22 protein-coding genes are annotated in these 22532 nt (G+C 59.1%); 16 read left to right on the forward strand and 6 right to left on the reverse strand.

Annotated elements, in window-relative coordinates; all coding sequences use genetic code 11:
- The first annotated feature begins 67 nt into the window (after positions 1–67).
- Positions 68–535 (forward strand): preQ0 transporter, encoded by a 468-nt coding sequence (locus ACVVH8_RS05410; RefSeq protein WP_475228892.1) that lies wholly within the window; start codon positions 68–70, stop codon positions 533–535.
- Positions 536–635: 100 nt separating this feature from the next.
- Positions 636–1817 (forward strand): formate-dependent phosphoribosylglycinamide formyltransferase, encoded by a 1182-nt coding sequence (gene purT, locus ACVVH8_RS05415; protein WP_003221968.1) that lies wholly within the window; start codon positions 636–638, stop codon positions 1815–1817.
- 88 nt (positions 1818–1905) lie between these two features.
- On the opposite strand, the gene ACVVH8_RS05420 is transcribed toward purT, so the two are convergent.
- The 3 genes from ACVVH8_RS05420 to ACVVH8_RS05430 form a co-directional block, all read right to left on the reverse strand.
- Complete coding sequence (locus ACVVH8_RS05420; protein ID WP_475228894.1) at positions 1906–3222, reverse strand: MFS transporter; 1317 nt, start codon at positions 3220–3222, stop codon at positions 1906–1908.
- 358 nt (positions 3223–3580) lie between these two features.
- Positions 3581–4813, reverse strand: coding sequence for a transporter associated domain-containing protein (locus tag ACVVH8_RS05425; protein ID WP_103306393.1), 1233 nt, complete (start codon positions 4811–4813; stop codon positions 3581–3583).
- A 12-nt stretch (positions 4814–4825) separates the two neighbouring features.
- Entirely contained in the window at positions 4826–5638 is an 813-nt protein-coding gene (locus ACVVH8_RS05430; protein WP_103306394.1) for a cytochrome C assembly family protein, read from the reverse strand.
- A 210-nt stretch (positions 5639–5848) separates the two neighbouring features.
- Here ACVVH8_RS05430 and ffh point away from each other — a divergent pair, with 210 nt between their 5' ends.
- The 6 genes from ffh to ACVVH8_RS05460 all read left to right on the forward strand — a co-directional run bounded on the left by ffh (position 5849) and on the right by ACVVH8_RS05460 (position 10085).
- Positions 5849–7225, forward strand: a complete 1377-nt coding sequence (gene ffh, locus ACVVH8_RS05435) for a signal recognition particle protein (protein ID WP_008081630.1) — start codon at positions 5849–5851, stop codon at positions 7223–7225.
- A 410-nt stretch (positions 7226–7635) separates the two neighbouring features.
- The gene (gene rpsP, locus ACVVH8_RS05440; RefSeq protein ID WP_003185073.1) at positions 7636–7887 is read left to right on the forward strand and encodes a 30S ribosomal protein S16; all 252 of its coding nucleotides are present in this window, start codon (positions 7636–7638) and stop codon (positions 7885–7887) included.
- A gap of 5 nt (positions 7888–7892) precedes the next feature.
- Positions 7893–8429, forward strand: a complete 537-nt coding sequence (rimM, locus tag ACVVH8_RS05445) for a ribosome maturation factor RimM (RefSeq protein WP_085688896.1) — start codon at positions 7893–7895, stop codon at positions 8427–8429.
- 2 nt (positions 8430–8431) lie between these two features.
- On the forward strand, positions 8432–9184 hold the full coding sequence (gene trmD, locus ACVVH8_RS05450; RefSeq protein WP_103306395.1) for a tRNA (guanosine(37)-N1)-methyltransferase TrmD: 753 nt from the start codon (positions 8432–8434) through the stop codon (positions 9182–9184).
- A gap of 45 nt (positions 9185–9229) precedes the next feature.
- Positions 9230–9580, forward strand: coding sequence for a 50S ribosomal protein L19 (rplS, locus tag ACVVH8_RS05455; protein ID WP_003175895.1), 351 nt, complete (start codon positions 9230–9232; stop codon positions 9578–9580).
- 91 nt (positions 9581–9671) lie between these two features.
- Positions 9672–10085: an acyl-CoA thioesterase gene (locus tag ACVVH8_RS05460; RefSeq protein WP_475228897.1), complete on the forward strand. Its 414-nt coding sequence runs from the start codon at positions 9672–9674 to the stop codon at positions 10083–10085.
- A gap of 114 nt (positions 10086–10199) precedes the next feature.
- Here the strand turns inward: ACVVH8_RS05460 and ACVVH8_RS05465 are convergent, their stop codons facing one another.
- Positions 10200–12011, reverse strand: coding sequence for a cation:proton antiporter (locus ACVVH8_RS05465; RefSeq protein ID WP_475228899.1), 1812 nt, complete (start codon positions 12009–12011; stop codon positions 10200–10202).
- A 107-nt stretch (positions 12012–12118) separates the two neighbouring features.
- On the opposite strand from ACVVH8_RS05465, the gene xerD reads away from it, so the two are divergent.
- From xerD to ACVVH8_RS05500, 7 genes are all read left to right on the forward strand, one after another.
- Positions 12119–13015: a site-specific tyrosine recombinase XerD gene (gene xerD / locus ACVVH8_RS05470; RefSeq protein ID WP_213027652.1), complete on the forward strand. Its 897-nt coding sequence runs from the start codon at positions 12119–12121 to the stop codon at positions 13013–13015.
- A 346-nt stretch (positions 13016–13361) separates the two neighbouring features.
- Positions 13362–14093: a bifunctional protein-disulfide isomerase/oxidoreductase DsbC gene (gene dsbC, locus ACVVH8_RS05475; RefSeq protein WP_103306398.1), complete on the forward strand. Its 732-nt coding sequence runs from the start codon at positions 13362–13364 to the stop codon at positions 14091–14093.
- A 130-nt stretch (positions 14094–14223) separates the two neighbouring features.
- Positions 14224–15528 (forward strand): homoserine dehydrogenase, encoded by a 1305-nt coding sequence (locus ACVVH8_RS05480; RefSeq protein WP_103306399.1) that lies wholly within the window; start codon positions 14224–14226, stop codon positions 15526–15528.
- 105 nt (positions 15529–15633) lie between these two features.
- Positions 15634–17043, forward strand: coding sequence for a threonine synthase (gene thrC, locus ACVVH8_RS05485; protein WP_103306400.1), 1410 nt, complete (start codon positions 15634–15636; stop codon positions 17041–17043).
- A 120-nt stretch (positions 17044–17163) separates the two neighbouring features.
- Positions 17164–18537, forward strand: coding sequence for a transporter substrate-binding domain-containing protein (locus ACVVH8_RS05490; RefSeq protein ID WP_475228902.1), 1374 nt, complete (start codon positions 17164–17166; stop codon positions 18535–18537).
- A gap of 117 nt (positions 18538–18654) precedes the next feature.
- Positions 18655–19062 carry a response regulator gene (locus tag ACVVH8_RS05495; RefSeq protein ID WP_401303264.1) on the forward strand — a complete coding sequence of 136 codons (408 nt, stop codon included), beginning with the start codon at positions 18655–18657 and terminating at the stop codon, positions 19060–19062.
- A gap of 167 nt (positions 19063–19229) precedes the next feature.
- On the forward strand, positions 19230–19511 hold the full coding sequence (locus tag ACVVH8_RS05500; RefSeq protein ID WP_475228904.1) for a DUF3509 domain-containing protein: 282 nt from the start codon (positions 19230–19232) through the stop codon (positions 19509–19511).
- Positions 19512–19687: 176 nt separating this feature from the next.
- Here ACVVH8_RS05500 and ACVVH8_RS05505 read toward each other — a convergent pair whose 3' ends face one another.
- A complete protein-coding gene (locus ACVVH8_RS05505; RefSeq protein ID WP_315446426.1) occupies positions 19688–20641 on the reverse strand; it encodes a TIGR02285 family protein in 954 nt (317 codons plus the stop codon).
- Positions 20595–21794, reverse strand: coding sequence for a CoA transferase (locus tag ACVVH8_RS05510; protein ID WP_315446425.1), 1200 nt, complete (start codon positions 21792–21794; stop codon positions 20595–20597). The genes ACVVH8_RS05505 and ACVVH8_RS05510 overlap by 47 nt, the downstream gene beginning before the upstream one ends.
- Before the next feature lie 146 nt (positions 21795–21940).
- On the opposite strand from ACVVH8_RS05510, the gene ACVVH8_RS05515 reads away from it, so the two are divergent.
- On the forward strand, positions 21941–22483 hold the full coding sequence (locus ACVVH8_RS05515) for a YaeQ family protein (RefSeq protein WP_007908961.1): 543 nt from the start codon (positions 21941–21943) through the stop codon (positions 22481–22483).
- The last annotated feature ends 49 nt before the right edge of the window (positions 22484–22532 follow it).

Raw genomic sequence — 22532 nt, forward strand, 5'->3', positions numbered from 1 at the left:
TCGCAAGCCGACTTGGCCGAACTCTCCTCCTCAAGTAACCTGTGCGCCAATCTGACAGGTCGCCCCCATGATTTTCCTCATCGCCTACATCAGCAGCGTCGTGCTGATCAACTTTGCCTTCTCCACCGCGCCCCACCTGGACATCATCTGGTCGGCCTGGGGCGGCCTGGTGTTCGTGCTGCGTGACATGGTGCAAACCCGCTTCGGCCACGGCGCCATCGTGGCGATGCTGGCGGCGCTGGTGTTGTCGTATGTCACCTCCGATCCGTCCATCGCCCTGGCCAGTGCCACGGCGTTTGCGGTGTCCGAGATCATCGACTGGCTGGTCTTCAGCATCACCAAACGGCCGTTGCGTGACCGCTTGTGGATCAGTTCGGCGCTGAGCATTCCTCTCGATACCTTCATCTTCTTCGGCATGATCGATCTGATAACGCCGCCAGTGATCATCACAGCCCTGGCCTCGAAATTCGCCGGCGTTACCGCCGTCTGGCTGATCATGGCCTGGCGCGAACGCAAACAGGCCGTCGCCAGCTGAAGCCAAACCTTCGGGTTCATGTAAAATGCCGCGCTTTCTCCCCATGGAAAGTGCGCATGGCGACGCTTTCCTCGATGATCCGCTTCTTTGAGGACCTGAGATGACCCGTATCGGAACTCCATTGTCGCCAACCGCGACCCGCGTATTGCTGTGTGGCTGTGGTGAGTTGGGCAAGGAAGTGGTAATCGAACTGCAACGTCTGGGCGTTGAAGTGATCGCCGTTGATCGTTACGCCAATGCGCCGGCCATGCAGGTTGCCCATCGCAGCCACGTGATCAACATGCTCGACGGCGCCGCCCTGCGCGCAGTGATCGAAGCCGAGAAGCCGCACTTCATCGTGCCGGAAATCGAAGCCATCGCTACAGCCACTCTGGTCGAACTGGAAGCCGAAGGCTTCACCGTGATCCCGACCGCCCGTGCTGCGCAACTGACCATGAACCGCGAAGGCATCCGTCGTCTGGCTGCCGAAGAGCTGGATCTGCCGACCTCGCCGTACCACTTTGCCGACACCTTCGAGGACTACAGCAAAGCCGTGCAGGATCTGGGCTTCCCTTGCGTCGTCAAGCCAGTGATGAGTTCGTCGGGCAAGGGTCAGAGCCTGCTGCGCAGTGCCGATGACGTGCAGAAAGCCTGGGATTACGCACAAGAGGGCGGTCGCGCCGGCAAAGGTCGGGTGATCATCGAAGGCTTCATCGATTTCGACTACGAAATCACCTTGCTGACCGTGCGTCATATTGGTGGTACCACGTTCTGTGCGCCAGTCGGCCACCGTCAGGAGAAGGGCGACTATCAGGAATCCTGGCAGCCACAGGCTATGAGCCCGATTGCGCTGGCGGAATCCGAGCGTGTTGCCAAAGCCGTGACTGAAGCGCTGGGCGGTCGTGGTCTGTTCGGCGTCGAGTTGTTCATCAAGGGCGATCAGGTGTGGTTCAGCGAAGTGTCGCCGCGCCCGCATGACACCGGTCTGGTGACGCTGATTTCGCAGGACTTGTCGCAGTTCGCCCTGCACGCACGCGCCATTCTTGGTCTGCCGGTGCCGCTGATCCGTCAGTTCGGGCCATCGGCTTCGGCAGTGATTCTGGTGGAAGGGCAGTCGACCCAGACGGCATTCGCCAACCTTGGTGCGGCGTTGAGCGAACCGGACACGGCATTGCGTCTGTTCGGCAAGCCTGAAGTGAATGGCCAGCGTCGCATGGGTGTGGCGCTGGCGCGGGATGAGTCGATCGAAGCGGCTCGTGCCAAAGCGACCCGTGCTGCTCAGGCTGTTGTTGTAGAGCTGTAAACCGAGTCGCGTCTATCGCGAGCAGGCTCACTCCTACAATTGGAATGCGTTCCCCTGTAGGAGTGAGCCTGCTCGCGATAGCGATCTATCAGGCAACCTGATTCAGATCGTTATTGCGCGTTTCCTTCAGGCACAGCACCGCAATCAAACTCAGCACCGCCGCCGCCGACACATACCCGCCGACATAACTCAAACCACCCATCGCCACCAGTTTCTGCGCGAAAAACGGCGCCGCCGAGGCCCCGACAATGCCGCCGAGGTTATACGCCGCCGACGCGCCGGTATAACGCACATGAGTGGGAAACAACTCCGGCAACAACGCCCCCATCGGCGCAAACGTCACGCCCATCAAGAACAACTCGATACACAGAAACAGCGCCACGCCCCAGGTCGAGCCCTGCGTCAGCAATGGCTCCATCAGAAACCCGGACAGAATCGCCAGCACGCCGCCGATGATCAACACCGGTTTGCGCCCGTAACGGTCACTGGCCCAGGCTGACAACGGCGTGGCTGCCGCCATGAACAACACGGCAAAACACAGCAGACCGAGGAACGTCTCACGGCTGTAGCCGAGCGTGGATACGCCATAGCTCAGGGAAAACACCGTCGAGATATAGAACAGCGCATAACATACGACCATCGCCGCAGCGCCCAGCAGCGTCGGTGCCCAGTATTGACTGAACAGCTCGACCAACGGCACTTTCACCCTTTCGTGGCGGGCGATGGCGTTGGCGAATACCGGGGTTTCATGGAGTTTCAGGCGTACGTACAGACCCACCATCACCAGTGCCGCACTGAGCAGAAACGGGATCCGCCAGCCCCAGCTACGGAATTGTTCGTCGGTGAGGGTCATGGCCAAGGTCAGAAACAGACCATTGGCGGCGAGAAAACCAATCGAAGGGCCAAGCTGCGGGAACATGCCGAACCACGCACGTTTACCTTTCGGCGCGTTTTCCGTGGCCAGCAGCGCCGCGCCGCCCCATTCGCCGCCCAGCCCCAACCCTTGGCCGAAGCGCAATACGCACAGCAGAATCGGCGCCCAGGCCCCGATGCTGGCATAACCGGGCAGCACGCCAATCAGTGTCGTACAAACACCCATCAGCAGCAGCGAGGCTACCAGCGTCGATTTGCGCCCGATGCGATCACCGAAGTGGCCAAACAGTGCCGAGCCCAGCGGTCGGGCGAGGAACGCGATGCCGAAGGTCAGAAACGCCGACAGCATCTGCGCGGTGCCCGAGGTCTGCGGAAAGAACACCGGCCCGATCACCAGCGCGGCGGCCGTGGCATACACATAGAAATCGTAGAACTCGATGGCGGTGCCGATAAAACTCGCGGTCGCCACCCGGGTGGCGGAATTGGTCGGTTGGGCAGGCGCGGTGTCGCTGTAAGCGGTACTGGTCGTCATGCGGTGATCCCTGACAGTCATGAGCTCCGTTGGAGCGAATTATTATGGTCGAACACCCAGGGATGTGGGATGAGGCGCGAGCGCTGTTTCGAGTAGGAACAGTCGCCGGTTTGTTGCGGAAAAAGGCCGAGATCCGAATCGTGCTGGATAAGCACATGGACCGGCTGCGCTTGGGTAAGCGCCTCGATTATAGGAAGGGGGCTAACAAATGAACAAGAGGGCTGGCAGAGCCAATGAAACCTGAGGTCAGTAGAGATTCTGTGGCGAGGGAGCTTGCTCCCGCCGGGTTGCGAAGCGACCCCAACACATTTGCGGACGCTGCGTGCCCGAGCGGGAGCAAGCTCCCTCGCCACAACGCTTAGATCTTGGCAGGCACCGAAGAGGTATGCCAGATCAACACCTTGCTCACCCGGTTCTCCTCAGTTTCGAGGATCTCCAATCGATAACGGCCGATCTTCAGGCAAACCGCGCTTTCCGGGATGGTCTCCAGCGCTTCGGTCACCAAGCCATTCAGGGTCTTCGGCCCGTCGCTTGGCAAGTGCCAGCCCAGGCATTTATTCAGCTCACGGATTGATGCTGCGCCATCAATCACCATGCGCCCATCGGCCTGTGTGTGAATGTGCGGGTTGTCGAGGCTGTGCTCGCTTTCGAACTCGCCGACGATCTCTTCAAGAATGTCTTCCAGGGTGACGATGCCCAACACTTCGCCGTACTCGTCCACCACCATGCCCAACCGGCGCTGCTGCTTGTGGAAGTTCAGCAGTTGCAGTTGCAACGGCGTGCTTTCCGGCACGAAGTACGGCTCGTAGCTGGCGGCCAGCAACGCTTCACGGGTCAGACTGTCGTTGTTCAGCAGATGGCGGATCTGCCGGGTATTGAGCACCGCTTCGACCTGGTTGATGTCGCTGTGGAACACCGGCAGGCGCGTGCGTTTGTTGTGGCGCAGTTGTTCGATGATGTCTTCGATCGGGTCATCAAGGTTGATGCCGTCGACGTCGCTGCGCGGGACCAGAATGTCGTTGACCGTGATGTTGTCCAGCGCATGGATGCCTGACACCGGGTGCGTGCGTGTCGGATGTTCGGGATCATCGGGATGATCCGCCGCCAGGTCGTCCTCGCTTTGCTGCACCACTTGGGCTTTGCGCGCAAACGGTCGAGTCAGCAAACCGCTGATACGGCTGAGCAGCCAGGCCAATGGGTAAACCGCTTTCAGCGGCACCGCCAGCAAGGTATTGCCGAAAGAAAGCACGGCGTCCGGATAGCGTTTGGCGAGCGAGCGCGGGAAGTAATCGGCGAAGACCAGCAAGATCACGCCGGCACTCAGGCAAGCGGCCCACGGGCCGTTTTCTTCGCAAAGGAAAATCGCCAGCAGCGTGGCGATGATCACTGCCAGTGCCCGGCACAAGGTATTGCACAGGATCAGGCTGTCGAGCGGGAAGCTCAGCCTGGCCAGCGGCTTATCGCTGGCGCGTGAGGCAGTGCGTTGCGCGAGCAGGTGTTGCTGCGCGATTTCGACGGCGGTAAACAGCCCCGACCATAAAATCAGCAGGGCAAATATTGCGAGCATCGGCCCTATGGGCAAACCGTCCATTTATGCCGCCCGTCAGATGTGCAGGATGTATTCACGAACCAGTTTGCTGCCGAAATAAGCCAACATCAGCAGGCAGAAACCGGCGAGGGTCCAGCGAATCGCCTTGTGGCCGCGCCAGCCCAGACGATTGCGGCCCCACAACAGCACGCTGAACACCACCCAGGCCAGGCACGCCAGCAGGGTTTTGTGTACCAGATGCTGAGCGAACAGGTTTTCGACGAACAGCCAGCCGGAAATCAGCGACAGTGACAGCAGCGTCCAGCCGGCCCAGAGGAAACCGAACAGCAGGCTTTCCATGGTTTGCAGCGGCGGGAAGTTCTTGATCAGGCCGGACGGGTGCTTGTGCTTGAGCTGGTGGTCTTGCACCAGCAGCAGCAAAGCCTGGAACACCGCGATGGTGAACATGCCGTAGGCGAGGATCGACAAGAGAATGTGGGCGAGGATGCCCGGCTCTTCATCGATGATCTGCACCGTGCCGGTCGGCGCGAACTGCGCCAGCAACACGGTGACTGCGCCCAGCGGAAACAGCAGCACCAGCAGGTTCTCCACCGGAATCCGTGAGCAGGCGATCAGCGTCAGGGCGATCACCGCTGCGGCGATCAGGCTGGAGGCGCTGAAGAAATCCAGGCCCAGACCGATCGGGGTCAGCAAATGCGTGAGCAGGCTGGCGCTGTGGGCGACCACGGCGAGGACGCCAAGCGTAACCAGCAGGCGCTTGTTCGCCTTGGCGCCGGTGGCCAGACGGGTGCTCTGATAAAGAGTCGCAGCGGCGTATAGAAGGGCGGCGGCGAGAGTGGTAAGCAAACTGGGTGACAAGGGGAGCATAAATCCTGTTAGGCAAGCCCGAAAGGGGCTGAGTTTGGCATAGAACCGCCATGGCACGAAAGACTCAGGAAGCTGACAGCGAGGTGTCCGCCAGCCGCAGTCTTCGCTATAATCCGCGACCTGCCCACGCCGCAGGCTCGCCGAGCACATGTTGATTCCGGTCTGGGCCGCCATTATCCCGGTCTACACAGGGCCTGAAAGGATCGCGCAATGTTTGAAAACTTAACCGACCGTCTCTCGCAGACGCTGCGCCATGTCACCGGCAAGGCGAAGCTGACCGAGGACAATATCAAAGACACCCTGCGTGAAGTGCGCATGGCGTTGCTCGAAGCCGACGTCGCCCTGCCGGTGGTCAAGGACTTCGTCAATTCGGTCAAGGAGCGCGCTGTCGGCACCGAGGTGTCGCGCAGCCTGACGCCGGGCCAGGCGTTCGTGAAGATCGTCCAGGCCGAACTCGAAAGCCTGATGGGCGCGGCCAACGAAGACTTGAACCTGAGCGCTGTGCCGCCAGCGGTCATTCTGATGGCCGGTCTGCAGGGTGCGGGTAAAACCACCACCGCCGGCAAACTTGCGCGCTTCCTGAAAGAGCGCAAGAAGAAGTCGGTCATGGTGGTGTCGGCGGACGTTTATCGCCCGGCAGCTATTAAACAGCTGGAAACCCTGGCCAACGACATCGGCGTGACGTTCTTCCCGTCCGACCTGAGCCAGAAGCCGGTGGACATCGCCACCGCGGCTATTAAAGAAGCAAAACTGAAATTTATCGACGTGGTCATTGTCGACACCGCCGGTCGTCTGCACATCGACGAAGAGATGATGGGCGAGATCAAGGCGCTGCACGCCGCGATCAATCCGGTCGAAACCCTGTTCGTGGTCGACGCCATGACCGGTCAGGACGCCGCCAACACGGCCAAGGCCTTCGGCGATGCACTGCCGTTGACCGGTGTGATCCTGACCAAGGTCGACGGCGATGCCCGTGGCGGCGCCGCTCTTTCGGTGCGTGCCATCACTGGCAAGCCGATCAAGTTCATCGGTATGGGCGAGAAGAGCGAAGCGCTCGATCCGTTCCACCCTGAGCGTATCGCCTCGCGGATCCTCGGCATGGGCGACGTGCTCAGCCTGATCGAACAGGCTGAAGCGACCCTCGACAAGGACAAGGCCGACAAACTGGCCAAGAAGCTGAAGAAGGGCAAGGGCTTCGACCTCGAAGACTTCCGCGATCAGTTGCAACAGATGAAGAACATGGGCGGCCTTGGCGGCCTCATGGACAAACTGCCGAGCATCGGTGGCGTCAACCTGTCGCAAATGGGCAATGCCCAGAACGCCGCAGAGAAACAATTCAAACAGATGGAAGCCATCATCAATTCCATGACCCCGGCCGAGCGCCGCGACCCTGAGCTGATCAGCGGTTCGCGCAAGCGCCGGATCGCCATGGGTTCCGGCACGCAGGTGCAGGATATCGGTCGCTTGATCAAGCAGCACAAGCAGATGCAGAAGATGATGAAGAAATTCACCGCCAAAGGCGGAATGGCGAAAATGATGCGCGGCATGGGCGGTATGTTGCCCGGCGGCGGCATGCCAAAGATGTGAGGTGTCCCGTCTCACCCATTCTGCTCACTTATGGCGGCGCCTGATGCCCTCATGCTGCGTTGCCGCTCCTCGCCATAGCGGGCTATGACTCGTCGCGGCGCCTTGCTTGAGGGCATCAGTCACTCGCCAAAAGTGAGCGAAATGGGTGATACAGGACACTAAGACTTCGCCGGTCGTCGCACCGGCGCAGGCCCCGCAAGGACGCGGGATCAACAGCAAACCCGCACTCGGCGGGAGCTGACTGGCCGTTTTCATCGACGGCTCTACATGCAAATCCGCACGGCATGCCATAGGCGCCGGAAAAAGTCATTTGCAAAAGTCCGGATATTCCTTAGAATATGCGGCCTTTCGGGCACCCATGCCCGCTGTGCATTTAGATTTGCAGCACCGACTACAGGAACGATGTTCACATGCTAACAATCCGTCTTGCCCTTGGCGGCTCCAAAAAGCGCCCGTTTTACCACCTGACCGTAACCGACTCCCGCAACCCGCGTGACGGTTCCCACAAAGAACAGGTTGGTTTCTTCAACCCTGTTGCCCGTGGTCAGGAAATCCGTCTGTCCGTGAACCAAGAGCGCGTTGCCTACTGGCTGAGCGTTGGTGCACAACCTTCTGAGCGCGTTGCTCAGTTGTTGAAGGAATCTGCCAAGGCTGCGGCCTGAGCAATATGAACGCGACGCCTGCTGTTGCCGATGATTTGATCGTTATTGGCAAAATTTACTCTGTTCACGGCGTTCGCGGCGAAGTGAAGGTTTATTCCTTTACTGATCCGACTGAAAACCTGTTGCAGTACAAAACCTGGACGCTCAAGCGCGAAGGCAATGTCAAACAGGTCGAGCTGGTCAGTGGACGCGGGAGCGACAAGTTCCTGGTCGCAAAGCTCAAGGGTCTTGATGATCGTGAAGAAGCTCGTCTTCTGGCCGGTTATGAGATCTGCGTGCCGCGCAACCTGTTCGCTGAATTGACCGAAGGTGAGTACTACTGGTACCAACTGGAAGGTCTGAAGGTCATCGACACCCTTGGGCAATTGCTCGGGAAAATCGATCATCTTCTGGAAACCGGCGCCAATGATGTAATGGTAGTCAAGCCTTGCGCTGGCAGCCTGGATGATCGCGAACGCCTGTTGCCCTATACGGAGCAATGCGTGTTGGCCGTCGACCTGGCAGCGGGCGAGATGAAGGTGGATTGGGACGCGGACTTCTAAGCGTGGCTAACTTGCGCGTAGAAGTGATCAGTTTGTTTCCCGAGATGTTTTCCGCCATCGGCGACTACGGCATCACCAGTCGAGCGGTCAAACAGGGGCTCTTGCAGCTGACCTGTTGGAATCCGCGGGATTACACGACGGATCGGCATCACACTGTGGACGATCGCCCGTTTGGCGGTGGTCCGGGCATGGTGATGAAGATCAAGCCCCTGGAAGATGCTCTGGTTCAGGCCAAGGCAGCAGCCGGGGAGGCGGCGAAGGTGATTTACCTGTCCCCCCAAGGCCGTCAACTGAATCAGTCGGCGGTACGCGAGTTGGCGAAATCGGATGCATTGATCCTGATTGCCGGCCGCTATGAAGGCATTGACGAGCGCTTTATTGAGGCTCATGTCGATGAAGAGTGGTCAATTGGTGACTATGTGTTGTCTGGCGGTGAGCTGCCGGCCATGGTCCTGATCGATGCGGTTACACGACTGCTGCCTGGAGCTTTAGGGCATGCGGATTCCGCTGAGGAAGATTCCTTTACGGATGGTCTGCTGGATTGCCCGCACTACACCCGACCTGAGGTGTATGCGGATCAGCGTGTTCCCGACGTGTTGCTAAGTGGCAATCACGCGCATATCCGGCGTTGGCGTTTACAGCAGTCCCTTGGTAGGACCTATGAACGACGCGCCGATCTTCTGGAAAGCCGCTCGCTTTCTGGAGAAGAGAAGAAGCTGCTCGAGGAATACATCCGCGAGCGGGACGATAGTTAACAACGTATCGATGGTAGATCAGTTGATTTACCTTAGGAGCACAGCATGACCAACAAAATCATCCTTGCACTCGAAGCAGAGCAGATGACCAAAGAAATCCCTACCTTTGCCCCAGGCGACACTATTGTCGTTCAGGTGAAAGTGAAGGAAGGCGATCGTTCCCGTCTGCAAGCGTTCGAAGGCGTTGTAATCGCCAAGCGTAACCGCGGCGTGAACAGTGCGTTCACCGTTCGTAAAATCTCCAACGGTGTTGGCGTAGAACGTACTTTCCAGACCTACTCCCCGCAGATCGACAGCATGGCTGTTAAACGTCGCGGTGACGTACGTAAAGCCAAGCTGTACTACCTGCGCGACCTGTCGGGTAAAGCAGCTCGCATCAAGGAAAAACTGGCTTAAGCCCAGCTTCCGATGCAGAAAAAAGCAGCCTACGGGCTGCTTTTTTGTTGCCTGCAATTTGTCCACAGCCATTTCGTTTCAGGCCAGAACCATGACCACCCGTGACCAGGAAATCGAACGCCGTACCGAACTCTCGGTAACCCGCGTAACCAAAGCCGTCTTCCCGCCGACCACCAACCACCACAACACCCTGTTCGGCGGCACTGCGCTGGCGTGGATGGACGAAGTGTCGTTCATCACCGCCACGCGTTTTTGCCGTTTGGCGCTGGTGACGGTTTCGACTGATCGCATCGACTTCAACCACGCCATCCCGGCCGGCTCGATCGTCGAACTGGTAGGGAAAGTGATCAAGGTCGGCAACACCAGTCTCAAGGTCGAGGTGGAAGTGTTTGTGGAAAGCATGAGTTGTGATGGGCGCGAGAAGGCGATCCATGGGCAGTTCAGCTTTGTTGCCATCGATGATGACAAGCGACCGGTGCCGGTGCTCCCGGGTTTTGCGGCCTGATCTGTAACCGCGTCGCGACCATCGCTGGCAAGCCAGCTCCCACAGGTTTTGTGTCGTTCACAACTTTTATGCACGACACGGACACTGTGGGAGCGGGCTTGCCCGCGATTGGATTTAAGAGGCGCCGCTGGCCTCCGGCTGAATCAACGCCAGCAACGTCCACCCAGATCCCGGCTTCAACGTGGTCTCAGGCGTCACCACATGCACCCAACCACTGTCATCACGCATGAACAGCAGGGTCGCCCGATTGCCATGCAACGCCCGGTAATCCTCCCAGCCAAACCCGTCCGTCAATGCTGTGCTGTACAGCTCGGCGCCCTGGCCCATCTGGCTGGCCAGTTTCGCGTAGGTCAACGCCTCACTGCCCAACTGATTGCCACGATGCTCAAGGCTCGCGCGATGTTTGTCGCTGCGGCGGCTTTCATGACCGCTGGCCAAACCAAACAAACGATGATGTCCGAAGTCATGACGAAAGCGCATCGCCGCCAAGGTGTTGAGTTCGCCGGACGGTGACAACGCCAGCAAATGCCCCAACCCGACCAGATCCAGATGCGCATCGGCATGTTGCGAAGCCGGGTTGCCGAAGTAGGTCGGTAGCCCTTCCATACGCGCCGCACGAATGTTTTCCCAGCTCGAATCGGTCAGCAAAACCCGGCTGCCCAGTTGTTGCAACGACTTGCCAAGCAAGCGCGAAGGCGCATTGGCGCCGACGATCAGGAAGCCACTCGGCGCCGGTTCCGCGACTTTGAGCAGGCGTGCCAACGGGCGTGCTGTAGCGCTTTGCAGCACCACGGTGCCGATGATCACCGCAAAGGTCAGTGGCACCAGCAGCAACGCACCTTCATGGCCGGCCTCATCCAGGCGAATGGCAAAAATTGCCGACACTGCGGCCGCGACAATCCCTCGTGGTGCGATCCAGCACAAAAGTGCGCGTTCACGCCAACTCAGGCTGGAGCCCGCCGTGCTCAGCACAACGTTCAGTGGCCGGGCGATCAATTGAATCACCAGCAGCAAAATCAGCACCAGCGGACCCAGTCCAATCAAAGCGTTCAAGTCGAGGCGCGCCGCCAACAGAATGAACAGTCCGGAGATCAGCAGCACGCTGAGGTTTTCCTTGAAGTGCAGGATGTGCCGCACATCCACGCCTTTCATGTTAGCCAGCCACATGCCCATCAGCGTCACCGCCAACAATCCCGACTCATGCATGACCTCGTTGGAGGCAATGAAAATCCCCAGCACCGCCGCCAGCGAGGCGAGGTTATGCAGGTACTCCGGCAGCCACTGCCGGCGGATCACCGTCCCCAACAGCCATCCACCGACAACCCCGAACGCCGCGCCACACAGAATCACCCCGCCGAAGGTCAACAGACTCTGCTTGAAACCATGGCCCTCAGCGCTGGCAATGATGAAGCTGTAGACCACGACGGCGAGGAGGGCGCCGATCGGGTCAATGACAATGCCTTCCCAGCGCAGAATATTGGCGATAGAGGCTTTCGGCCGCACTACCCGCAGCATCGGCACGATCACTGTCGGGCCAGTCACCAGCGTCAGGCTGCCGAAAAGGATGGCCAGCATCCAGTCAAAGCCGAGCAAATAATGGGTGGCGACCGCGATGACGATCCAGGTTGAGATAGCTCCAATCGTCACCAGTCGATGAACAACGCTGCCAATCTCTTTCCATTCCGACAGATGCAGCGTCAGGCTGCCTTCGAACAGAATCAGCGCTACCGCCAGCGACACCAGCGGCATCAGCAACGGCCCGAACATTTCCTGTGGATCGAGCCAGCCCAGCACCGGACCGGCAAGAATCCCGGTCAGCAGCAGAAACAGGATCGCCGGCAGCTTCAAGCGCCAGGCCAGCCATTGGCAACCCAGCGCCGCGGCGCCAATCCCGCCAAATGCCAATAGGATTTGCTGCTCGTTCATTGATGCTCCCTGTTCCTTGAAATAGCGGGCTATGAAAGACTAGCGGCCATTCCTACAGTTCACTCTACATTTGCGCACAGCCCCGAGGTTGTGTGTCTTGAGCGCCCATGCCTGCCATCGACCATCCCCTGATTGACCAATTCCTCGACGCCCTGTGGCTGGAAAAAGGCCTGTCCGATAACACCCGAGGCGCCTATCGCAGTGATCTGGCGCTGTTCAACGGCTGGTTGCAGGAGAAAAACCTGGAGCTGATCAACGCCGGCCGTGAGTTGATCCTCGATCACTTGGCCTGGCGTCTGGAGCAGAACTACAAACCACGTTCCACCGCGAGATTTCTTTCGGGTGTGCGTGGGTTTTATCGGTATTTGTTGCGGGAAAAGCTGATCACCGTAGATCCGACGTTGCGTGTCGACATGCCGCAGCTGGGCAGGCCGCTGCCCAAATCCCTGTCGGAAGCTGATGTGGAAGCGCTGCTCAAGGCGCCGGATCTGAGCGAAGCCATCGGCCAGCGTGATCGCGCCATGCTTGAAGTGCTGTATGCCTGCGGTCTGCGCGTGACCGAGCTGGTGAGCCTGACTCTGGAGCAGGTCAACCTGCGTCAGGGCGTGCTGCGGGTGATGGGCAAGGGCAGCAAGGAACGGCTGGTGCCGATGGGCGAGGAGGCGATTGTCTGGATCGAGCGCTATATGCGCGATGGCCGCGGCGAATTGCTCGGCGGCCGCCCCAGCGATGTGCTGTTCCCCAGTCAGCGCGGCGAGCAGATGACGCGCCAAACGTTTTGGCACCGGATCAAGCATTGGGCCAAGGTCGCCGGGATCGGCAAGTCGCTGTCGCCGCATACCTTGCGCCATGCGTTTGCCACGCACCTGCTTAACCATGGCGCCGACTTGCGCGTGGTGCAGATGCTGCTGGGGCACAGTGACCTGTCGACCACCCAGATCTACACCCACGTCGCCCGCGCCCGATTGCAAGACCTGCACGCCAAACATCACCCTCGAGGCTGACATGGCCTCTGTGTTTGAAATATTTATCTGTGGTGAGGGGATTTATCCCCGATGGGCTGCGTAGCGGCCCCAAGCCCGCCTTGCTCGGTTTTTCTGATAGACCGGGGTGGACGGTTTCAGGGCTGCTTCGCAACCCATCGGGGATAAATCCCCTCGCCACAATAATGTGTGTCAGCTGCACATGTATGAGGGTGTGGCAGGTGCACATGAATCTGTGGCGACAGGCGCATTCGGCCACCGTGACCTTATGTGTTAGGCTTTGCCGGTTTGCACGATGGACGGTTATGACCCGGTGTTCCGGCACGGGCGTTCTGACCGATCCATTTGTCCGCCTTCAGGAGTTCTCATGCGTCTGACCCAGATTTTCGCCGCCGCAGCCATTGCGTTGGTCAGCACCTTTGCCGTCGCCGATGACGCGGCCGACAAAGCGATTCGTCAAAGCCTGGAAAAACTCGAACTCGAGGTTCCGGTAGAAAGCATCAATGCCAGCCCGTTGCCGGGCATGTACGAAGTCAAGCTCAAGGGCAGCCGCGTGCTGTACGCCAGCGCTGACGGTCAGTACATCGTTCAGGGTTACCTGTTCCAGCTCAAGGACGGCAAACCGGTCAACCTGACCGAGAAAGCCGAGCGCGTCGGCATCTCCAAACTGATCAACGCCATCCCGGTGGCCGAAACCGTGGTCTACCCGGCCGTGGGCGAGACCAAATCGTTCATCACCGTATTCACCGACACCACCTGCCCGTACTGCCACAAACTGCACGCCGAAGTGCCTGAGCTGAACAAGCGCGGCATTGAAGTGCGCTATGTAGCGTTCCCGCGCCAGGGCCTCGGCTCGCCGGGTGACGAGCAGTTGCAAGCTGTGTGGTGCTCGAAAGACAAGAAAGCCGCCATGGACAAAATGGTCGATGGCAAGGAAATCAAGGCCGCCAAGTGCGATAACCCGGTTTCCAAACAGTTCGCCCTCGGTCAGTCGATCGGTGTGAACGGCACACCGGCCATCGTTTTGGCTGACGGACAAGTCATTCCGGGCTACCAGCCTGCGCCACAAGTCGCCAAACTGGCGCTGGGCGCGAAGTAATTCGCATCGTCACGGTCAGCCTTGACGATCATGGTCCGGCAGCCACATCGCCGGGCCATTAATTGAGAGCCGCGAGCATGCGGTTGTTTTCCGGCCGACCCAGCGTCGGCCGTTTTATGGGGAGTTCACAGTGAATCCGGTCAAAGTAGGCATCTGTGGGTTAGGGACCGTCGGTGGCGGTACCTTCAACGTACTTCAGCGCAACGCCGAGGAAATTGCTCGTCGTGCCGGGCGTGGGATCGAAGTGGCACAAATTGCCATGCGCACGCCAAAGCCTCAGTTCCAGACGACCGGTATTGCGATTACCAACGATGTCTTCGAAGTGGCCACGAACCCTGAGATCGACATCGTCATAGAGCTGATGGGCGGCTACACCGTTGCCCGCGAGCTGGTACTCAAGGCCATCGAGAATGGCAAGCATGTGGTCACCGCGAACAAGGCTCTGATTGCCGTTCACGGTAATGAAATTTTCGCCAAGGCCCGCGAGAAAGGCGTGATTGTGGCGTTTGAAGCGGCTGTGGCCGGCGGCATTCCGGTGATCAAAGCGATCCGTGAAGGCCTGTCCGCCAACCGCATCAACTGGGTCGCCGGGATCATCAACGGCACCGGCAACTTCATCCTCACCGAAATGCGTGAGAAGGGCCGTACCTTCGAAGACGTGCTGGCCGAGGCGCAGGCTCTGGGTTACGCCGAAGCTGATCCGACCTTCGACGTTGAAGGCATCGACGCGGCGCACAAGCTGACGATTCTGGCCTCCATTGCGTTCGGTATTCCGCTGCAATTCGACAAGGCTTACACCGAAGGCATCACCAAACTGACCACCGCCGACGTCAACTACGCCGAAGCGCTGGGCTACCGCATCAAGCACCTCGGTGTAGCCCGCAGCACCGCTACCGGCATCGAGCTGCGCGTACACCCGACGCTGATCCCGGCCGATCGTCTGATCGCCAACGTCAACGGCGTGATGAACGCGGTAATGGTCAACGGCGATGCTGCCGGTTCGACGCTGTTCTACGGCGCTGGCGCTGGCATGGAGCCAACCGCATCTTCGGTGATCGCCGATCTGGTGGACGTGGTTCGCGCCATGACCTCCGACCCGGAAAACCGCGTGCCGCACCTGGCCTTCCAGCCGGACTCGCTGTCGGCCCATCCGATCCTGCCGATCGAAGCCTGCGAAAGCGCTTACTACCTGCGCATTCAGGCCAAGGACCATCCGGGCGTACTGGCTCAGGTGGCGAGCATCCTTTCGGAGCGTGGCATCAACATCGAGTCGATCATGCAGAAGGAAGTCGAGGAACACGACGGTCTGGTGCCGATGATCCTGCTGACCCACCGTGTGGTCGAGCAGCGCATCAACGATGCCATCGCCGCCCTCGAAGCCCTGGCTGGCGTGAACGGTCCGGTTGTACGGATCCGCGTCGAACACTTGAATTAACACCAGCGGCAAGTTTCAAGCTTCAAGCTGCAAGTAAAAGCACAGCCGCTTTTCACTTGTAGCTTGCAGCTCAAAGCTTGTAGCTCAAACCGAAGGTTTGAAATCATGCGTTACATCAGTACCCGCGGCCAGGCACCGGCCCTGAATTTCGAAGACGTCCTGCTGGCCGGTCTCGCCACCGACGGCGGTCTGTACGTCCCGGAAAACCTGCCACGTTTCACCCAGGAAGAAATCGCTTCCTGGGCCGGCCTGCCGTATCACGAGCTGGCCTTCCGCGTCATGCGCCCATTTGTTACCGGCAGCATCCCTGACGCCGATTTCAAAAAGATCCTCGAAGAAACCTACGGCGTGTTCTCGCACAGCGCCGTCGCGCCGTTGCGTCAACTGAACGGTAACGAGTGGGTGCTGGAGCTGTTCCACGGCCCGACCCTGGCGTTCAAGGACTTCGCCCTGCAACTGCTCGGTCGCCTGCTCGATTACGTGCTGGAAAAGCGCGGCGAGCGGGTGGTCATCGTCGGCGCCACTTCCGGTGATACCGGCTCGGCTGCCATCGAAGGCTGCAAACACTGCGAAAACGTCGACATCTTCATCCTGCACCCGCACAACCGCGTGTCCGAAGTGCAGCGTCGCCAGATGACCACGATTTTCGGCGAGAACATCCACAACATCGCCATCGAAGGCAACTTCGATGACTGCCAGGAAATGGTCAAGGCGAGCTTCGCCGACCAGAGCTTCCTCAAAGGCACACGTCTGGTGGCGGTGAACTCGATCAACTGGGCGCGGATCATGGCCCAGATCGTCTACTACTTCCACGCAGCCTTGCAGTTGGGCGGCCCGGCACGCTCGGTGTCGTTCTCGGTACCGACCGGCAACTTCGGCGACATCTTCGCAGGTTACCTGGCGCGCAACATGGGCCTGCCGATCAACCAGTTGATCGTCGCCACCAACCGCAACGACATCCTGCACCGTTTCATGAGCGGCAATCAGTACGTCAAGGAAACCTTGCACGCCACGCTGTCGCCGTCGATGGACATCATGGTTTCGTCGAACTTCGAACGTTTGCTGTTCGACCTGCACGGTCGCAACGGTGCGGCGATTGCCGGTCTGATGGACTCGTTCAAGAAGGACGGCAGCTTCAGCGTCGAGCAAGAGCGCTGGACTGAAGCGCGCAAACTGTTCGACTCGCTGGCCGTGGACGATGCGCAAACCTGCGAGACCATCGCCGAAGTCTACGAGCAGTGCGGTGAAGTGCTGGATCCGCACACCGCCATTGGCGTCAAGGCTGCGCGCGAGTGCCGCCGTAGCCTGGACATCCCGATGGTGATCCTGGGGACTGCTCACCCGGTGAAATTCCCCGACGCGGTGGAAAAAGCCGGTGTAGGAAAAGCTCTCGAACTACCTGCACATCTTTCTGATTTGTTTGAGCGAAACGAGCGCTGCACCGTTCTGCCAAACGAGCTGAAAGCCGTGCAAGCCTTTGTCAGCCAGCATGGCAACCGCGGCAAGCCACTTTAAGCCTGCCAAAGCTGTCACATTTTGAAGCCCGTCTCCTGACGGGCTTTTTTGTTTCTGCTGCCACACTGCTCGGGTTTTCACCCATGAAGGACGGGTGAGTCGATCACGAAGGATGTGGCAATGCTGTTTTATAGAGGTTTCAAACCAGCACTGGGCTGGTTGTTAGTGTTGGGAATGCTCGCGGGCATGGGCAGCAGTGTGGCGGCGCAACTGGCGCTGCGTGACGATGTGCGGACACAGCATGTTCAGACGGTCGAACTCGATGAGCATGAGCGTCAATGGATTCGCGATAACCCTAAGGTGACGGTGGCGTCGGTGCAGTACCCGCTGTATCTGTTTCAGGATGAGCACGCGCAGTGGAGCGGTTTGAACAATGATGTGCTCAAGCAAATCAGTGCCATGACCGGTCTGCAGTTTGTGCACCATGAATCGTTTTCCACCGATCACATGCTCGAGCGCCTCGAGAGTGGGGCAGCAGACATCAGTACCACTCTGGCGATGAGTGACGAGCGCAAGGTGTTTCTCGATTTCAGCCATGCCTTTGGCGGTGCAGGCTGGGTGTTTGTCGGGCGCGCGGGAGCGCCCTCGGTAGATTCGCTGGAACAACTGGCCAAGCGTGTAGTGGTGCTGCCAGCCCGGCACGCACTCGAAGATCTTATCCGCCGTGATCACCCGTCGATCGAAATTCGCTCGGTGAAAACCTACGCCGAGGCGCGGGCATTGGTCGAGAGTGGCGAGGCTTACGCCACGATCGAAAACGAAATCGGTGCGCAGCTTTATCCGTTGGGGCTGCTCAAGGTCGGCGGGCTGGTGGAAGGCAAGTGGGAGGCTGATCATCTGGCGGTGCGCAAGGGCATGCCTGAGCTTTTGAGCATTCTCAACAAGGCACTGGAGGCGTTTCCCGCTGCCGAGCTACGCGCCATTCGCCTGAAATGGCTGGAGGGCATCTCACCGCCTCCCGCGCCTTCGCTCTGGCAACGGCTGGTTGGTTGGGGCTGTTGGGCAATGGCAATGCTTGGCGTGTTCGGCCTGCTGTCGCTGGTGTGGAATCGTCGCCTGGCCGCAGTGATCAAGCAGCGCGGTGCTGCCGAGCAAAGTCTGGGCGATCAATTGGCCTTTCAGCACGCGCTGATCGATTCCATGCCTGATCCGGTATTCGTCCGGGATCTGCAAGGACGCCTGGTCATGTGCAACCGCAGTTATGAGGAGGCGCTTTCAGTACGCCAGGATCAAGTGCAGGGGCGGCTGCTGATCGAGATCGAAGCGCTGCCCGAGGCCACGGCCCTGATGCTGCATGAAGAGTTCATGGTGCAGTTGCGCACGCGCACCTCACGCTTCAGTAAACGGCAATTGCAATTCAAGAGTGGCCCGCGCGAGGTCTACCAGTGGACGGTGCCGTTCTACAGTGTCGACGGCAAGTTGCGCGGACTGCTGGGGGGCTGGACGGATATTACCCAGCGTCGGACGGAGAGTGGTTGCCGTTGTCCGCATTGAAGTTGGGAAATGTCCTATAGGACGCGGCTACTTTTCCGATGGGAGGCTTAAGACGCCTGCCCTACAGTGAACGGCAACTGCGGTGAGAGTCCGCGATTGTCGTTTCAGAGGTCGCCCATGCGCTCGCTTAAAGTCCTGATTCTTGAACCCAATCCGTTTCAGTTGATGGCATTGCATCAAATGCTCAATGCCATTGGCATCTATGACGTCCTGACCGCGCCATCGCTGCCATCGGCCTTGTGTTCTCTGGGGCATCGCGGCGCGGTCGATATTGCCATTTGCGACCCGCAACTCAAGGGCGGTGACGGCCTCGCCCTGATCCGGCATCTGGCGCAGCAGCGTGAAGCGCGAGCGCTGATTCTGCTGGGTGCGGTGGCCTCGAGTCTGCTGAATGATATCGAGCCGCTGCTTTGCGAACACAGGCTGCGGCTGCTGGGATGCCTGCAAACGCCGGTGTCGGCGGTGCTCATGAGAGGGTTGCTGGACAGCTACCTGATCGCCCCTTCGCCGCCTGTCGAGGCCTGAAGCGCACGGTTATTTTTCTGTCATCTTCGCGGTGCATGCTCTGAACGACCGGTAACACTCCAATGCTTGCGACCGGAATGAGGCAGAACTTTCTTCTCGGGCCGGTGGTCATTTACTGTGGACATGCCCCAGACACAATGTTTTCGGACGATTGAGTGGAGATCGAGATGGAAAGTATCAGTCTATTGCTCGGTGAGGCTCTGAGCCCGTATCAGGTTTCGTTTTCTCCAAGCGGCGCCCATGGTGAATGCCTGGTGACCTTGAAGAACAGCAGCGGTGCAATTGTGGTGGAACGCGAATTCAATCAGGCGCAACTGACCGACAAACGTCAGTTGACCGATGTTGTTGATGGCTTGCACCGAGACGTCCTGATCGCCGAAGGGCGACTGGAGCCCTGTGTGATCGCGGCGTTGCGCAATGCGGCCCTGGACAAGCGTCCGGCGCTCTGAAAATGAAATATCTTTTGTGGGAACCTTCCTGCATCCCTGTCAGTCAGACCCCATAACAGCAGGATCAAGCATTGTGCTCCGGTGCTTGTCGCTTGCTGCTACGGGTCTTTATGTAGGCCACGTTTAACCCCGAGTCGTCTCCCCACTTCTCGGGGTTTCTTTTGCCTGCAATTTGTTCACTGCGTCGCCTGCTGCTCGAAAAATGCCCGGGCCTGCTCCAGGTAATCGGTGCGCATGTCGGGATCCAGCCAATCGGCATAGAGCTGGTTCAGTTGATCGTGGGGCAGGGTACGCAGTAACTGATTGATTTCGCTGATTGCCTGGCGGCCCTGAGCGGTGTCGGAGCAACCGATGTACCCCGACAGGTATTTACCGTTGCCACGGATTGGATAGAACAGCAAATCGTCTTCGGCTATTTGCGCCAGATGAGCCTGATAACGGATCTCCGGCCAATAGCCCAACACCACCTGTAACCGACCCAGTCGCTGCATCGATAGAAGACTGTTGAGGGCGTCGTTGCCGTAATGGGATGTCAGTGCGTCCTGTGGGGCCTGTCGCAACAGGTTGTCGACTCGCTCACCGTAACTGCGCTCCGCCACGACACCGACCTTCTCTTTGCCATTGGCCAAAAGCGCCGCCAGATCGATTTCCCCGTCAACCAGAAACGGTGCCAGCACCTCGCGATCTTTCTGACGCACCACCAGGCCATTACTGACAGCGCGGAAGGCCGGGATGGAAAACGCGATCCATTGTGCGCGCTCTTCGCTCCAGATCAGCGACGGGTCGCAGGTGAAGGAGGCTTCGTGGAGCATTTGCATGCCCCGGGCACGGTTGACCCGCATCAGAGTGTGTTCGTATTGCGGCATGCCGGCGATGAGCATTGGCATCAAGTGATCGATGACGCCCTGACCTTTTTTCGAGCCTTCGAAAATCGTCAAGGGCGGTAAGTCGCGCAGTAACCAGATCAACGTCGGTTTGGCCTGCGCCCAAGTGGGCAGGGCCAGCAGAAACAATAAGCCGAACAACCGCCACGTCCACCAGTGGTGGGCACGATGGGTGTTCGATGTCGGCTGGCGTTTCAGCTCAAATGGCTCCGTCTTCGCGCAGTCGGGCGATCTGCTGTTCGTCATAGCCAAGATCGTGGAGTACCTGCGCATTGTGTTCACCGAGCTGCGGTCCGACCCATTCGGACGAGCCTGGCGTCTCAGAGAGTTTCGGCACGATGCCGGGCATCTTGAAGGGTTTGCCGTCGGGCAGCTTGGCGTGCAGGAACATTTCCCGGGCCAGGTATTGCGGATCGCTCAACATGTCCTCGGCGCTGAAGATACGGCTGACTGGTACCTCGGCCTGATTGAGCAGGTCGAGCACAGTTTGCAGCGGCAGCGAATTGACCCAGCGATCGATCACGCCATACAGCTCGTCACGGCGGACGTCACGCCCGTCGTTACTGGCCAGCGTCGGATCGTTGGCCAGGTCTTCACGACCGATCACCCGCATGAAGCGTTGGAAAATCGCATCACCATTGGCGCCGATCTGCACATGCTTGCCATCGGCGCTGGTGTGAATAGAGGAGGGCGTGATTCCGGGCATGATGTTGCCGGTGCGCTCGCGGATAAAACCGAACACATCGAACTCGGGCACCATGCTTTCCATCATTGCGAAAATCGCTTCATACAACGCCACGTCGACCACTTGGCCCACGCCGCCGTTGACCTCGCGGTGACGCAGCGCCATCAATGCGCCGATCACGCCCCATAGCGCGGCAATCGAATCACCGATGGAAATCCCGGTGCGCACCGGTGGCCGGTCTTCGAAACCGGTGATGTAGCGCAGACCGCCCATGGATTCGCCCACCGCGCCGAAGCCCGGCTGATCTTTCATCGGCCCGGTCTGACCGAAACCGGACAGGCGCACCATTACCAGTTTCGGGTTCAGCGCGTGCAGGGTTTCCCAGCTCAGGCCGAGTTTTTCCAGTACGCCGGGGCGGAAGTTCTCGATGAGGATGTCGGCTTCACTGAGCAGTTTTTTCAGGATCGCTAAACCATCGGGATGCTTGAGATTCAGCGTCAGCGACTTTTTGTTGCGTGCCTGAACGAACCACCACAACGAGGTGCCTTCGTACAATTTGCGCCACTTGCGCAGTGGGTCACCGCCGTCCGGCGATTCGATCTTGATCACTTCAGCGCCGAACTCGCCGCAAATCCGTGAAGCAAACGGCCCGGCGATCAACGTACCCAATTCAATGACTTTCACACCGCTGAGCGGTTTATTGGCGAACGGCATACTGAATCCTGTAGGACAAGGCTGAACGGATACAGCGTTTTAACATAGCCGGCTGTCAGGCGCCCAAAGTTGATCGCCATCAATTCGATGATTGCCTACAGCATCGGTTAGACTTGCCGACTTTCCTCGTATCAAGAAGCCCGTTCATGGCCCAGCCGTCCACTACCTATAAATTCGAACTGAACCTCACCGACCTCGACCGCAGTGTCTACGAGAGCGTCAAGCAGACGATCGCCCGTCACCCTTCGGAGACCGAAGAGCGCATGACCGTGCGGCTGCTGGCCTACGCGCTCTGGTACAACGAGCAGTTGTCGTTTGGCCGTGGTCTGTCGGACGTGGATGAACCTGCGCTGTGGGAAAAGAGCCTGGATGATCGTGTTCTGCACTGGATCGAAGTTGGCCAGCCAGATGCCGATCGCCTGACCTGGTGCTCGCGTCGCACCGAACGCACCAGTCTGCTCGCCTACGGCAGCCTGCGCGTCTGGGAAACCAAAGTGATTCCGGCGATCAAGAACCTGAAAAACGTCAACATCGCCGCCGTCCCGCAGGAAGTGCTGGAGACCTTGGCCAAAGACATGCCTCGCGTTATCAAGTGGGACGTGATGATCAGCGAAGGGACGATCTTCGTCACCGACGACCGTGGTCAGCACGAAGTCCAGTTGCAATGGCTACAAGGCGAGCGCGGCTGAGCCCGCGCCCTCAACTGATTAATCACACGTATTAAAGAGAAGTCTCCGT

Source organism: Pseudomonas trutticola BRTCR10 (assembly GCF_056155105.1).